General features: G+C 35.8%; 14 protein-coding genes. 13 read left to right on the top strand and 1 reads right to left on the bottom strand.

Features of this window, described 5'->3' with window-relative positions:
* Positions 1-13: 13 nt before the first annotated feature.
* The 3 genes from P2Q73_RS13710 (at position 14) to ychF (ending at position 2,272) form a co-directional block, all read left to right on the top strand.
* The gene (locus P2Q73_RS13710; RefSeq protein WP_275788160.1) at positions 14-874 is read left to right on the top strand and encodes a mechanosensitive ion channel family protein; all 861 of its coding nucleotides are present in this window, start codon (positions 14-16) and stop codon (positions 872-874) included.
* Between the two features lie 8 nt (positions 875-882).
* Positions 883-1,083, top strand: a complete 201-nt coding sequence (locus P2Q73_RS13705; RefSeq protein ID WP_053591144.1) for a DUF951 domain-containing protein — start codon at positions 883-885, stop codon at positions 1,081-1,083.
* A gap of 88 nt (positions 1,084-1,171) precedes the next feature.
* Entirely contained in the window at positions 1,172-2,272 is a 1,101-nt protein-coding gene (ychF, locus tag P2Q73_RS13700; protein WP_275788156.1) for a redox-regulated ATPase YchF, read from the top strand.
* A gap of 341 nt (positions 2,273-2,613) precedes the next feature.
* On the opposite strand, the gene P2Q73_RS13695 is transcribed toward ychF, so the two are convergent.
* A complete protein-coding gene (locus P2Q73_RS13695; RefSeq protein ID WP_275788153.1) occupies positions 2,614-3,174 on the bottom strand; it encodes a DUF3267 domain-containing protein in 561 nt (186 codons plus the stop codon).
* A gap of 210 nt (positions 3,175-3,384) precedes the next feature.
* Here P2Q73_RS13695 and rpsF point away from each other — a divergent pair, with 210 nt between their 5' ends.
* From rpsF to yycF, 10 genes are all read left to right on the top strand, one after another.
* The gene (gene rpsF, locus P2Q73_RS13690) at positions 3,385-3,675 is read left to right on the top strand and encodes a 30S ribosomal protein S6 (protein WP_053591147.1); all 291 of its coding nucleotides are present in this window, start codon (positions 3,385-3,387) and stop codon (positions 3,673-3,675) included.
* Between the two features lie 43 nt (positions 3,676-3,718).
* Entirely contained in the window at positions 3,719-4,222 is a 504-nt protein-coding gene (ssb, locus tag P2Q73_RS13685) for a single-stranded DNA-binding protein (protein WP_053591148.1), read from the top strand.
* A gap of 44 nt (positions 4,223-4,266) precedes the next feature.
* Positions 4,267-4,506, top strand: coding sequence for a 30S ribosomal protein S18 (gene rpsR / locus P2Q73_RS13680; protein ID WP_197275661.1), 240 nt, complete (start codon positions 4,267-4,269; stop codon positions 4,504-4,506).
* Between the two features lie 142 nt (positions 4,507-4,648).
* Complete coding sequence (locus tag P2Q73_RS13675) at positions 4,649-5,590, top strand: YybS family protein (RefSeq protein ID WP_056831416.1); 942 nt, start codon at positions 4,649-4,651, stop codon at positions 5,588-5,590.
* 12 nt (positions 5,591-5,602) lie between these two features.
* The gene (locus P2Q73_RS13670) at positions 5,603-7,579 is read left to right on the top strand and encodes a DHH family phosphoesterase (RefSeq protein ID WP_275788148.1); all 1,977 of its coding nucleotides are present in this window, start codon (positions 5,603-5,605) and stop codon (positions 7,577-7,579) included.
* The gene (rplI, locus tag P2Q73_RS13665; RefSeq protein WP_053591151.1) at positions 7,576-8,025 is read left to right on the top strand and encodes a 50S ribosomal protein L9; all 450 of its coding nucleotides are present in this window, start codon (positions 7,576-7,578) and stop codon (positions 8,023-8,025) included. Before P2Q73_RS13670 ends, rplI begins: the two co-directional genes overlap by 4 nt.
* Positions 8,026-8,037: 12 nt before the next feature.
* On the top strand, positions 8,038-9,393 hold the full coding sequence (gene dnaB / locus P2Q73_RS13660; protein ID WP_053591152.1) for a replicative DNA helicase: 1,356 nt from the start codon (positions 8,038-8,040) through the stop codon (positions 9,391-9,393).
* 147 nt (positions 9,394-9,540) lie between these two features.
* Entirely contained in the window at positions 9,541-10,827 is a 1,287-nt protein-coding gene (locus tag P2Q73_RS13655; RefSeq protein ID WP_053591153.1) for an adenylosuccinate synthase, read from the top strand.
* Between the two features lie 370 nt (positions 10,828-11,197).
* The gene (locus tag P2Q73_RS13650; RefSeq protein ID WP_275788143.1) at positions 11,198-12,679 is read left to right on the top strand and encodes a LysM peptidoglycan-binding domain-containing M23 family metallopeptidase; all 1,482 of its coding nucleotides are present in this window, start codon (positions 11,198-11,200) and stop codon (positions 12,677-12,679) included.
* Positions 12,680-12,913: 234 nt separating this feature from the next.
* Entirely contained in the window at positions 12,914-13,618 is a 705-nt protein-coding gene (yycF, locus tag P2Q73_RS13645) for a response regulator YycF (protein ID WP_053591155.1), read from the top strand.
* The last annotated feature ends 4 nt before the right edge of the window (positions 13,619-13,622 follow it).

Genomic DNA, 13,622 nt, shown 5'->3' with positions numbered 1-13,622 from the left:
CATAAAGAATAATATGAACACAGAAGTATCATACACATATTTAAAAAAATTAATATTAAATGAACAAACTTGGATAAATCTTGGATTAATAGCTTTGAAAGTAATCTTTATATTGATTGCTTCAGCTATTGTGGTGAGAGTTGGGAAGAGGCTCCTTAAGAGAGTGTTTTCCGTAAGAGAAAGAAGTCCATTAGCATATTCTGAACGTAGACAAAATACTTTATTGAAGTTGCTTCAAAATATATTAGCTTATGCCGTTTATTTTACGGCAATCTTAGCAGTATTATCGACCTTTAATATTAATGTAGCAGGATTATTAGCGGGGGCAGGTATTCTTGGTCTAGCAGTAGGGTTTGGTGCACAGAGTTTAGTAAAAGACGTTATCACAGGTTTTTTTATAGTATTTGAAGATCAGTTTGCTGTTGGTGATCAAGTGATGATTGGGCAATCTACAGGGGTAGTTTTAGAAATTGGTCTAAGAACAACGAAAGTAAAAAGTTATACAGGAGAATTGCATATTATTCCAAATGGAAATATTTCAGAAGTTATCAATTACTCCATTTATAATTCATTAGCTTTAATAGATATTAGCATCTCTTACGAATCGGATATTCAATCAGTAGAAAATATGATTAGAGAATTTTTACAAGATTTACCTAGTAAATATGAGGAGCTGGTAAAGGTTCCAGATTTACTTGGAGTGCAGAATGTGGCAGCAACCGAAGTAATATTAAGAGTTGTTGCAGAAACTCTACCTAATCAACAACATGGAGTTGCAAGAAATATCCGTAGAGATATAAAGAATTACCTCGATGAAAAGGGGATTGAAATTCCTTATCCAAAAATGGTTTTATACCAAAGTAAAAAAGAGTAGGTGTTAAAATGGATAGTAAAAAATTTCAATTAAATGATATTGTCGAAATGAAAAAACAACATCCTTGTGGCACGAATGCGTGGAAAATCATTCGTATGGGGGCAGATATTCGTATAAAATGTGAAGGTTGTCAGCATAGTGTAATGATTCCACGAAAAGAATTTGAGAAAAAGATGAAAAAACTATTAGTGCAAGCTGATACGGAGTAAGGATAGACTTTTAGCGTTAAAATCAATATAATGAACAGGTTATATATAATTTTTGTTGGTTTAGAAAATAGAAGGGTTGTGACCATACATGGCATTAACTGCAGGAATTGTAGGATTACCGAACGTAGGAAAATCTACACTATTTAATGCAATAACAAAAGCAGGAGCACTTGCTGCAAACTATCCATTCGCTACAATTGATCCAAACGTAGGGATTGTGGAAGTTCCTGATGCTCGTTTAGATAAATTAACTGAATTAGTAGTACCAAAGAAAACTGTTCCAACGGCATTTGAATTTACAGATATCGCTGGAATTGTAGCTGGTGCAAGTAAAGGGGAAGGTCTTGGAAACAAGTTCTTAGCCCATATTAGAGAAGTAGATGCCATTTGCCAAGTAGTTCGTTGCTTCCAAGATGATAATATTACGCATGTTTCAGGAAAAGTAGACCCTATCGCGGATATTGAAGTTATTAATTTGGAATTAATTTTAGCAGACTTAGAAAGTGTTGATAAGCGTTTGGCACGAGTTGTTAAAATGGCGAAACAAAAAGATAAAGATGCAATGGTGGAAGAACCAATTTTAACACGTTTAAAAGAAGCTTTTGAAGAAGGAAAACCAGGTAGATCTGTTGACTTCACAGAAGAGGAACTTCGAGTTGTAAAGGGACTTCATCTATTGACGATAAAACCAATATTATACGTTGCCAATGTATCAGAAGACGATATTATGGCAGCAGATGAAAATGAATATGTACAAAAAGTGCGTGAATTTGCAGCAGAAGAAGGAGCACAAGTTATCGTTATTTGTGCAAAAATTGAAGAAGAAATGGCTGCTCTAGAGGACGACGAAAAATCTATGTTCCTAGAAGAGTTAGGTATTGAGGAATCTGGATTAGATCAATTAATCAAAGCATCCTATTCGCTTCTTGGCCTTGCTACGTACTTTACTGCAGGTGTACAGGAAGTACGTGCTTGGACATTCCGCAAAGGTATGAAGGCTCCTCAATGTGCAGGAGTTATCCATTCAGATTTTGAAAAAGGGTTTATTCGTGCAGAAACAGTTGCTTACGATGATTTAGTAGCAACTGGCTCCATGGCATCAGCCAAAGAAGCAGGTAAGGTTCGTTTAGAAGGTAAAGAATATGTTGTACAAGATGGAGACGTAATGTTGTTCCGTTTTAACGTATAATACAAAACAGGTCAGCTAAAATGCTGACCTGTTTTTTTTCAATAAAAACTATGATAAATAGAATTGTGATTTCCGCTCCCGGCGGACGCTTTCCGCGGGCGGGGCCGAGCCGCTTCCTTCGCAAAGCTCAGTCCAGGGTCTCGTCTGTCCCGCTTTTCCCGCTGGAGTCGCCGCCTTCGCTCCAATCAATAATATATTGAGTAATTATATAATTATATAAAATAAGGCTCTACATAAAACAGATAATCACAAGGAATCAAAACTGAACGTGAACAGTTAGGGATTGATGATTGACCTGGTAAATACATAAAATGACAAAAGGTATCTAGATGTCAGCTTATTTACTGCTCTGATTTTTTGCTGTTTAATACGTATAACTTCGGCGCTACAGGATCATCTTTTATAAGCAGATGAGCTGGATATTTTATTAATTCTTTATACATAGCAAAGTCTCCGGCAGCACCTGCAACTAACCATGCTCCTAATAAGACTAATCCTGGTGATTCTACCCAGTATCCGAGAAGCATGGGAAGGACTCCTGTCATCCAAAAAGGAAGTAATAATGCTTTTTTCATTGCACTATTTACAATAGGTAAATTGGTTGTTGCATAGGCAATACCCAGTTTAAGATTGACACCGTAATCCATACTGCTCCATGGGGCTTTCCCGAAAAACCAGAAACCAATTAAATGAAAACATTCATGGAAAACAATTAACAACACATAACCTAAAAAAAATAATAGTAAATCTACAATTGAAAAATTTATGTTGAAGCCATCGTGTAACCAACTATAAATAACTAATCCTAAAATCGATAAGAGTACAGTTATTATCAGACTAAACCAAGCAACTTTTTTTAAATCGATATCAATAATGGTTAAGATATCCTCTTTATTTTCCATGATCAACGCCTCCGAGTTAAATACACTAAGGACTTTTTTACGTCCTTTCACTAACGTTAAAAATAAATATACAGGAAATGTGAAAAGATTGGTAATGAATCTTGATATAAAAAATAATTTGTGTTACAATTCATTGATGTGAGTAATAACATTACTTGCTCCTTGTCGGCTGTAAGCAGTCGGCCAAAGACCATAGGGAGGTGTAAATAGATGAGAAAGTACGAATTAATGTACATTATTCAACCAACAATTGAAGAAGATGCGAAGAAAGCTTTAGTTGAGCGTTTCAACGAAATCTTAACTTCAAATGGTGCAGAAATCATCGAATCAAAAGAGTGGGGCAAACGCCGCTTAGCTTATGAAATCAATGACTTACGTGAAGGTTACTACCAAATCGTTAAAGCAAACGCTGATTCTCAAGCAATCGATGAATACACTCGTTTAGCTAACATCAATGAAGACATTATCCGTCACATTGCTGTTCGTATCGACGATAAATAATAAAATCGACTAACAAAAGCTGAGAGAGGGAGGTTGAACACTGATGATTAACCGTGTCGTTTTAGTTGGAAGACTAACAAAAGATCCGGAACTTCGCTATACACCAAGTGGTGTTGCAATGGCAAGATTTACACTAGCTGTAAATCGAACATTCTCCAACCAACAGGGTGAAAGAGAAGCTGATTTTATCAACTGTGTCGTTTGGAGAAAGCAAGCGGAAAACACAGCTAACTTCTTGAAAAAGGGAAGTTTAGCAGGTGTTGAAGGGCGTATTCAAACAGGCAGTTATGAAGGACAAGATGGTAAACGTGTTTATACTACTGATGTTGTTGCAGACAGCGTACAGTTCTTAGAACCACGTAATAGTAGTTCTGGAGACCGTAGCCAAGGCGGACAATCGTTTGGTGGTGGACAACAGCAAAATCCATATCCGACATATCAGCAAAACCAACCAATGAATCAGCAAAATTATACACGTGTAGACGAAGATCCATTTGCAAACAGTAGCGGGCCAATCGAAGTATCGGATGACGATCTACCGTTTTAAAAGGACTTCATACACTTTTACTTTAATCGAAAAGGAGGCAACCTATTATGGCACCACGTCGCGGAGGCAAAAGACGCCGTAAAGTTTGTTACTTCACAGCTAACAACATTACACACATTGATTATAAAGATGTAGATTTGTTGAAAAAATTCGTGTCAGAACGTGGAAAAATTCTTCCACGTCGTGTGACAGGAACTAGCGCGAAGTACCAACGTAAGTTAACAAGAGCTATCAAAGTATCTCGTATAATGGCATTACTACCATTTACTTCTGAAGAGAGATAAGTTTAAAAATAGTAAGGACCGGGAAACCGGTCTTTTTTTTATTGTTTAATTACCTATTATTTCTAGCCTAAACAAAAGAAATTTAGTTGTAAGAAGAAATCTGTTACAATGAAAAGATGATTACAACAAAGGAAGGTCCCTCATGCAAAAAAATCAGACAAGCTATTTAACATATGGAGCAATGATGATTGCACTATTTGCTATCCTTTTAGCAATGTCCGTGTATATTCCGTTTTTAGGATTTATCACTTCATTTATTGTGCCCTTACCAATTGCTTGGTTTAGCGCCAAATTTGAAAGAAAATATGCAGTATATGTAACGTTGATTGGTTTAGTTATCTCCTTTATTATTGGCGGTATTTTCGGTTTTATATTTGCATTAATTGTTGCACCACTAGGGTTGATCATCGGAGATTCTATTAGAAATCATAAGTCAAAACTGTATCTTCTAATGACTTCTGGGATTTTTTTATTACTAATGACAGCTGTACAATACATAATTTCTATTTTGATTCTGAATATTAATATTCTGGAGCAATTTTTCGAAGGCATTGAAATATACTACGAACAAGTAGGAAATATAATGGCTTCTGTTGGACAGCTACCAAAGAATTATGATGAAATGGTGGCACAGAGCTTACAATTAGTTCAAACAATGATGCCGTCTTATTTTATTGCAACAATGTTTGCCACTGCGTTTATCTATTTGTCCATTAATTTACCGTTATTAAGGAAACTGAAAATTAAAGTACCTAAGTTTCCAAAGTTTATGCATTTTAAACTACCTAAAGCGGTGTTATGGTATTATTTAATCGTATCCATTTTAACTTTGATCATTTCTTATGAGATTGGATCATTTGGGTATATGGCAACGGTCAACGCTATGTTTATTTTGCGAGCTCTATTGTTTTTACAAGGGGTTTCATTGATTCACTATTATTTTCATTTACAAGGCTATCCAAGGTGGACGGCAATTCTTGGAACATTTTTAGCCATACCGTTATTTACGTTTACCATTATACTAGGTGTTTTTGACTTAGGATTTAATTTGAGAAGTTATTTACAAGGCAGGCACAAAAAATAAGGAGCTGATCAGGTGGCGTCTTTTTTTAGAAAACGACCAATTCGATATCCACTCATTTTGTTTATGCTTCTCGGAGGGGTTGCATCTTATTTACTCCTGTCTAACAATTTAATCGTTGGGTTATTATTCGCTTTATTAGTTATTGGAGTATCTATATATGGATGGATTTTAGAAAAGAGGGTTTACGAAGAAACGGAAAGACATATCGAAACCCTATCTTATCGAATGAAAAAAGTCGGAGAAGAAGCATTGCTCGAAATGCCAATCGGTATATTATTGATAAATGATCAATATATCATTGAATGGGCAAATCCCTATATGACTCAAAAGCTTCCGTTCGATACGATTATTGGTGAAGAGCTTCTGTCTATATCAAAAGACTTTCAACAGCTTATTAAGCAAGAGGATTCGAAAGAGATTACGATTTCCTTAGATAACAATGATTATAAAGTATTTTATAAGGCGGAAGAAAAATTACTATACTTCTTTGATATAACGGAACAAGTAGAAATTGAATCGTTGTATTACGGAGATAGAACGGTTATTGCTGTTCTCTACATCGATAATTACGATGAAATCGCACAAGGTATGGACGATCAAACAAGAGGACAGTTAAATAGTATTGTTACTTCTTGTGTAAATGACTGGGGAGCTAAGTACGGTATATACGTAAAAAGAATTTCCTCTGATCGCTTCCTAGCTGTATTCAATGAATCAATTCTCGTAGAGCTTGAAAAAAATAAATTCTCTATATTAGATGATATACGAGAAACTACTTCTAAATTTGGCTTCTCCTTAACGTTAAGTGTAGGGGTAGGTGCGGGATCTACTTCGTTAGTCGAACTGGGAGAACTATCACAATCGAGCTTGGATCTAGTACTTGGAAGAGGAGGAGATCAAGTAGCGATAAAACAACCAAATGGAAAAGTAAAATTTTATGGTGGAAAAACAAACCCCGTAGAAAAAAGGACGCGTGTAAGAGCGCGAGTGATTTCACATGCTCTTCGTGATTTAATCCAGGATAGTGATCAAGTATTTGTTATGGGCCACAGGTTGCCGGATATGGATGCCATTGGAGCAGCAGTAGGGGTTAGAAAAATGGCTCAAATGAATAAGGTCGAAGGTTATGTAGTAATCGATTTTAATGAATTAGACAAAAGTGTTCTCCGATTAATGGATGAAATTAAAGGAAAACCGGAGCTTTTTGAGCGTTTTATTAGTCCAGAAGAAGCTATTAATAGAATGACCGATAAAACTTTATTAGTAGTAGTGGATACACATAAACCTAGTCTTGTTATAGATGAAAAATTATTAAATAGAGCAGAAAAGAGAGTTGTCATTGATCACCATCGAAGAGGTGAGGAGTTCATTTCCAATACTTTACTTGTGTATATGGAACCATATGCATCCTCGACGGCAGAACTGGTAACAGAGTTAATAGAATACCAACCGAAGAATGAAAAAATAACAATGCTTGAAGCTACCTCTATGCTTGCAGGAATAATTGTAGATACTAAGAGTTTCACGCTTCGTACAGGTGCTAGAACCTTTGAAGCAGCGTCTTATCTTCGAACACAAGGTGCAGATACTGTTTTAGTACAAAGGTTGTTAAAAGAAGATATAGATACGTATATTGAACGTTCTAAAATTGTTCAAACAGTAGAATTTTTTAAGCCAGGTATTGCTATTGCGCATGGCGCAGAAAATGCTTCCTATAGCCAAGTATTACTCGCACAAACTGCAGATATTCTATTAACAATGAATAATATATCAGCTTCGTTTGTAGTTGGTTATAGAACTGATTCAATTATTGGAATTAGTGCAAGATCTCTAGGCGACGTAAATGTACAGTTAATAATGGAAAGATTAAGCGGTGGTGGTCATTTAACCAATGCTGCGTGCCAACTAGAAAATGCGACAATTGATGAAGCTATTAATATGCTAAAAACAGCAATTGAAGAGACATTAGAAGGAGGAACAGGGGAATGAGAGTAGTATTTTTAAAAGATGTAAAAGGTAAAGGTAAAAAAGGTGAAGTTAAAGAAGTGGCAGACGGATATGCACATAATTTTTTATTAAAAAATAAACTTGCTGTTGAAGCAAATGCAGCAGCAATAAGTGCATTAGAAGGCCAAAAGAAAAAATCAGAAAAAGAAGCAGCAGAGGAACTAGCTGAAGCGAAAAAGTTAAAAGAACGTTTAGAACAATTAACAGTTGAATTGAAAGCAAAGTCTGGTAACGATGGACGTTTGTTTGGTTCAGTAACAACAAAACAAATCGCAGCACAATTAGAAAAATCACATGGAATTAAAATAGATAAACGTAAAATGGAGCTTGATGATGCAATTCGTGCATTAGGTTATACAAATGTTCCAGTTAAACTACATCACGAAGTAGTGGCTACTTTAAAAGTACATGTAACAGAAGAAGCGTAAGGAGAGAGGTCAATGAGCGATCCATTATTGGACCGTGTGCCACCACATAACCAAGAAGCTGAGCAGTCTGTCATTGGAGCAATATTTTTAGAACCGCAAGCGTTAATAACAGCAGCGGAAATAGTAATGCCGGAAGACTTTTTCCGAGTAGCCCATCAGAAAATTTTCCAAACGATGCTTCGTTTAAGCGATCAAGGGAAAGCAATTGATGTTGTTACCGTAACGGAAGAACTATCTTCCAAAAAAGAATTAGAAGATGTTGGTGGTATTTCTTACATAAGTGAGATAGCAAATGCAGTACCTACAGCAGCAAACATCGGACATTACGCAAAAATTGTAGAAGAAAAATCAATCCTACGCCGTTTAATACGAGTGGCTACAACGATTGTAGAAGATGGATTTACAAGAGAAGACGAAGTTGAGGCCCTATTATCTGAGGCTGAACGAAAAATGATGGAAGTTGCCAACAGAAAAAATGCTGGTGATTTTCAGCATATTAAAGACGTTTTGGTGGAAACATATGATAACATCGAAAAACTTCATTCGAGAAAAGGCGATGTTACAGGTATTCCAACAGGATTCCGAGATTTAGATAAAATAACTGCTGGATTCCAACGAAATGATTTAATTATCGTAGCAGCTCGTCCATCCGTAGGGAAAACTGCATTCGCATTGAATGTTGCGCAAAATGTGGCAACTAAAACCGATGAAAATGTAGCTATTTTTAGCCTAGAGATGGGTGCTGAACAGTTAGTTATGCGTATACTTTGTGCAGAGGGAAATATAGATGCCCAAGTATTACGTACAGGCTCTTTAACGACGGAAGATTGGCGAAAACTAACAATGGCAATGGGTAGTTTATCGAATGCAGGAATATATATTGATGATACCCCTGGTATTCGTGTAAATGAAATACGCTCCAAATGCCGTAGATTAAAACAAGAATCTGGTTTAGGAATGATTCTAATTGATTACTTGCAGCTAATCCAAGGTAGTGGCGGCAGCCAAGCCAATAGACAGCAAGAGGTATCAGAAATTTCACGTTCATTAAAAGGACTAGCTAGGGAGCTACAAGTACCTGTTATTGCATTATCGCAGCTCTCTCGTGGTGTGGAGCAGCGACAAGACAAGAGACCAATGATGTCCGATTTACGTGAATCTGGATCGATTGAGCAAGATGCAGATATTGTTTCATTCTTGTATCGTGAAGATTATTACGATAAAGAAACAGAAAATCAAAACATGATTGAAATTATCATTGCAAAACAACGTAACGGTCCAACTGGTACAGTTACTCTAGCGTTTGTGAAGGAATTTAACAAATTTGTTAACATTGATTGGAGTCAGCATCAAGCTCCTCCAGCATAAGAAATGGTAAGAACACGAACGATAAATGTTTTATTACATTTATATGTTCGTGTTTTTACCTAATATCGGTTGACTATGAGACCATAGCTTGGTACAATTACACTGTTTGAATCAGGACATATAAAATGTCTGACGGAGGTGTTGGCAATGCCATCAGTAGTAGTAGTAGGTACACAATGGGGAGACGAAGGTAAAGGGAAGATAACAGACTTTCTTTCCGAGAATTCAGAAGTAATCGCACGTTACCAAGGCGGTAATAATGCGGGCCATACAATTATTTTTGGTGGAGAAACATACAAACTTCACCTTATTCCTTCCGGTATTTTTTACAAGGATAAAATCTCAGTTATCGGAAATGGGATGGTAGTGGACCCAAGAGCACTTGTAAAAGAGCTTAAAGGTTTACATGATCGAGGAATCACTACAGAAAACCTTCGTATTTCTAATCGTGCGCACGTAATTCTTCCCTACCATTTGAAACAAGATGAAGTAGAAGAAGCACGTAGAGGTGCAAATAAAATCGGGACAACTGGTAAAGGGATTGGTCCAGCTTATATGGACAAAGCTGCACGTGTTGGTATTCGAATTGCAGACTTACTTGATTACGAAGTGTTTAAAGAAAAATTAGAGCGTAATTTAGAAGAAAAAAATAGAATGTTCGAGAAGTTTTATGAAACAAAAGGGTTCACTGTGGATGAAATTCTAGAAGAGTTTTATGGCTATGGACAAGAAATTGAAAAATACGTAACAGATACTTCAAAAGTATTAAATGACGCTTTAGATGAAGGCCGTCGTGTATTATTTGAAGGCGCACAAGGTGTTATGCTTGATATTGACCAAGGTACATATCCTTTTGTTACCTCCTCTAACCCAGTGGCTGGTGGGGTAACTATTGGTGCTGGTGTAGGTCCAACAAAAATTTCACATGTTGTTGGAGTATGTAAAGCGTACACTTCTCGTGTAGGAGATGGCCCGTTCCCGACAGAATTATTTGATGAAGTTGGTAGTCAAATTCGTGAAGTTGGTAAAGAATATGGAACAACTACAGGAAGACCACGTCGTATTGGTTGGTTTGATACGGTAGTTATTAGACATGCTCGTCGCGTTAGTGGATTAACAGATTTGACTGTTAACTCGATTGATGTATTAACTGGTTTAAAAACTGTAAAACTTTGTACTGCATACAAATACAAAGGTGAATTAATTACAGAATACCCAGCTAATCTTCGCATTCTTGCAGAGTGTGAGCCAGTATATGAAGAGCTACCAGGTTGGAGCGAAGATATTACAAAATGTAAAACACTTGATGAACTACCTGAAACGGCTCGTCATTATTTAGAGCGTATTTCACAGCTGACAGGTGTACCAATCTCTATCTTCTCAGTAGGACCAGATCGTACACAAACAAATATTATTTCTAGTGTTTGGCGTTAACAAGAAATTCTAAAACGCCCATATTTTAGAAACTGCCAAGAAGATTTTTATCTTCTTGGCAGTTTTTTTGTCGAAATATACCAAACGAATCAATTTTTAATCTTCTATTATGACAAATATAACAGAAGACTATGAGAGATTATGTATAAAATACTGATTTTTTGGTAAAAGATTAGATATAAATTGTTAAAATATTTATCGAATCATAGTAAAATAGAATATAATGGAATTATATTCAAAAAAATGGTGCTAATTATACAGTTTCTTTACAAAGCGTCCTATTTCGATACTTGATTAAATCAATTATGTTAAATTAAAAGAGCCTGAAAAAAGGAAATTAATTTTTTATGAACTTGGAAGGGGCTTTATCATGTTTTTGAAAAGAAAGAATGAAGAACAGAAGGATAATTATCTTGAGGTTCTTTCAAACAGAAGATCAAATATAATGAAAAAAGCAGCAGTTTCAATGTTACTTATTTCAAGTGTATCTTTTAATATGGCTTTTGCAAATGAAAGTGAAAATAATAATAATACATTAAAAGAAATATACCATATATATTCTAATGGAAAATATGTCGGAGCACTATCTAATAAAAAAGAAATGCAAGCCATGTTAGATGAAAAAGTGAAGGGTTCGAGCTCCAAGTACGAAAACCTCTCTTTAATAGCTGGTTCCAATCTTTCCGTTATACCTGAACAAGTTTTTACTACATCTACAAACGATGATGCTACCCTTCAAAAGTTAGAGGAACTTATAGAAGTAGAAGCAACTGCTTTTGCATTATCGATCAATGACGAGATGGCAGTCTACGTCAAAGACTTGGAAGCATATCAAGAAGTCATTCGAAAACTAAAATTACATTTTGTGACAGAAGCCGAGTTAAACGAACTGGAAGCAAGAAGTAGTTCTACAGAAACTTTACCCGAATTAAAAGAAAATGAAACACGTATTAAAGAAATAGTTTTAAAAGAAGAAGTTTCTGGCGTAACAGTTGATGTAAATCCTGAAAAGATTGTATCACCAGATGATGCTGTTAAACTTCTACTCGAAGGAACACTAGAACAAGAGACGTATAAAGTAGCAGAAGGAGATGTGTTAGGCACAATTGCTAGTAAGCATAACTTAACAACTGCTGAGCTAATAAAGATCAATCCAAATATGACTGAATCTTCTTTATTACAAATAGGTCAAGAGGTAAATGTAACAGTCTTAAAACCACTTATTAATGTAGATGTACTATATGAGAAAAAAGCGATTGAAGTTATTAACCACAATAAAAAAGTAGAAGAATCAGAAGAAATGTACAAAGGTGATACGAAAGTAAAACAAGAGGGTTCGGATGGTAAGAGAGAAGCAACCTATCTTGTGCGTAAAGAAAATGGTGTGGAAGCAGGCCAATCTGTTATTGAAGAAACTATACTGGTGGAACCAAAAGATCAGATCACTTTAAAAGGAACAAAAGTAATTCCTTCTCGTGGATCAGGGGAATTTGCTTGGCCAGCTGAAGGTGGATATATTTCAAGTAAAATGGGTTACCGTTGGGGTCGTCAACATGAAGGAATTGATATTGCAAGACCAAGTGGATTTAACATTAAGGCAACAGACAATGGAGTCGTAGTAGCTGCTGGATGGGACGGTACATATGGTAATAGAGTAATTGTCGATCATAAAAACGGGTACAAAACAACATACGCGCATCTAGCTTCTATAAGTGTTAGTGTTGGAGATGTCGTTCCCCAAGGTTCTAAATTAGGTGTTATGGGAAGTACGGGTCGTTCAACTGGAACTCACTTACATTTTGAAGTAGAAAAAAATGGAGTTACGATTAATCCATTGACCGTGTTAAAATAATAGTATGGAAGAGATAGTCACTAGATTGGCTATCTCTTTTTTAATTGAGAATTGACATACATAGGTACATGTTTTTTAAAAATTTCCCAGGAAATATTTCGACAATCATCGACTTATTCGATTTATGGTATTCTTAAATTAATGCGATTAGTTCAAAAGCATGGTAGAGTAAGAGAATGAATGTAAAAGATAAAAACATTTAAATAGAACAAATTACGAAAAGGGGTTCAACCGATGAGTAAGAAAATATTAGTAGTTGATGATGAAAAACCAATTGCAGATATACTTCAATTCAATTTAAAAAAAGAAGGTTATCAAGTATTTTGTGCATATGATGGCGACGAAGCATTAAAAAAGGTAGAAGAATTTCAACCCGATCTAATGTTATTAGATATTATGCTTCCAAATAGAGATGGAATGGAAGTTTGCAGAGAAATTCGTAAAAGATATGATTTTCCGATCATTATGCTAACTGCAAAAGATTCGGAGATTGATAAAGTACTTGGCTTAGAATTAGGTGCAGACGACTATGTCACGAAACCATTTAGTACGCGTGAGCTTATTGCACGAGTAAAGGCAAATATGAGAAGACATCAAACAATTCAAGAAGACACTGAAGTAATAACAAATGATATTACCATAGGTCCACTAACTATCCAACCAGATGCATACTTAGTGTTAAAGAGAGAGGAAACAATTGAATTAACACATAGAGAATTTGAGTTATTACATTATTTGGCCAAACATATTGGCCAAGTGATGACTCGTGAACATTTGCTTCAAACGGTTTGGGGTTATGATTATTTTGGTGACGTACGTACAGTCGATGTAACCATTCGACGTCTACGAGAAAAGATTGAAGATAATCCAAGTCATCCGACATGGATTGTAACTAGAAGAGGCGTTGGTTATTACTTACGAAATCCTGAACAGGAGTAGAGTG

Source organism: Bacillus sp. Cr_A10 (assembly GCF_029222665.1).
Classification (GTDB): domain Bacteria; phylum Bacillota; class Bacilli; order Bacillales_A; family Planococcaceae; genus Psychrobacillus.
This window is presented reverse-complemented; position numbering and strand designations above follow the sequence as displayed.

Bases quoted from the DNA above. Each gene is read 5' to 3' on its own strand.
- P2Q73_RS13710 (WP_275788160.1), top strand. From the start codon at position 14: ATGAACACAGAAGTATCATACACATATTTAAAAAAATTAATATTAAAT.
- P2Q73_RS13705 (WP_053591144.1), top strand. From the start codon at position 883: ATGGATAGTAAAAAATTTCAATTAAATGATATTGTCGAAATGAAAAAA.
- ychF (WP_275788156.1), top strand. From the start codon at position 1,172: ATGGCATTAACTGCAGGAATTGTAGGATTACCGAACGTAGGAAAATCT.
- P2Q73_RS13695 (WP_275788153.1), bottom strand. From the start codon at position 3,174: ATGGAAAATAAAGAGGATATCTTAACCATTATTGATATCGATTTAAAA.
- rpsF (WP_053591147.1), top strand. From the start codon at position 3,385: ATGAGAAAGTACGAATTAATGTACATTATTCAACCAACAATTGAAGAA.
- ssb (WP_053591148.1), top strand. From the start codon at position 3,719: ATGATTAACCGTGTCGTTTTAGTTGGAAGACTAACAAAAGATCCGGAA.
- P2Q73_RS13675 (WP_056831416.1), top strand. From the start codon at position 4,649: ATGCAAAAAAATCAGACAAGCTATTTAACATATGGAGCAATGATGATT.
- rplI (WP_053591151.1), top strand. From the start codon at position 7,576: ATGAGAGTAGTATTTTTAAAAGATGTAAAAGGTAAAGGTAAAAAAGGT.
- dnaB (WP_053591152.1), top strand. From the start codon at position 8,038: ATGAGCGATCCATTATTGGACCGTGTGCCACCACATAACCAAGAAGCT.
- P2Q73_RS13655 (WP_053591153.1), top strand. From the start codon at position 9,541: ATGCCATCAGTAGTAGTAGTAGGTACACAATGGGGAGACGAAGGTAAA.
- P2Q73_RS13650 (WP_275788143.1), top strand. From the start codon at position 11,198: ATGTTTTTGAAAAGAAAGAATGAAGAACAGAAGGATAATTATCTTGAG.
- yycF (WP_053591155.1), top strand. From the start codon at position 12,914: ATGAGTAAGAAAATATTAGTAGTTGATGATGAAAAACCAATTGCAGAT.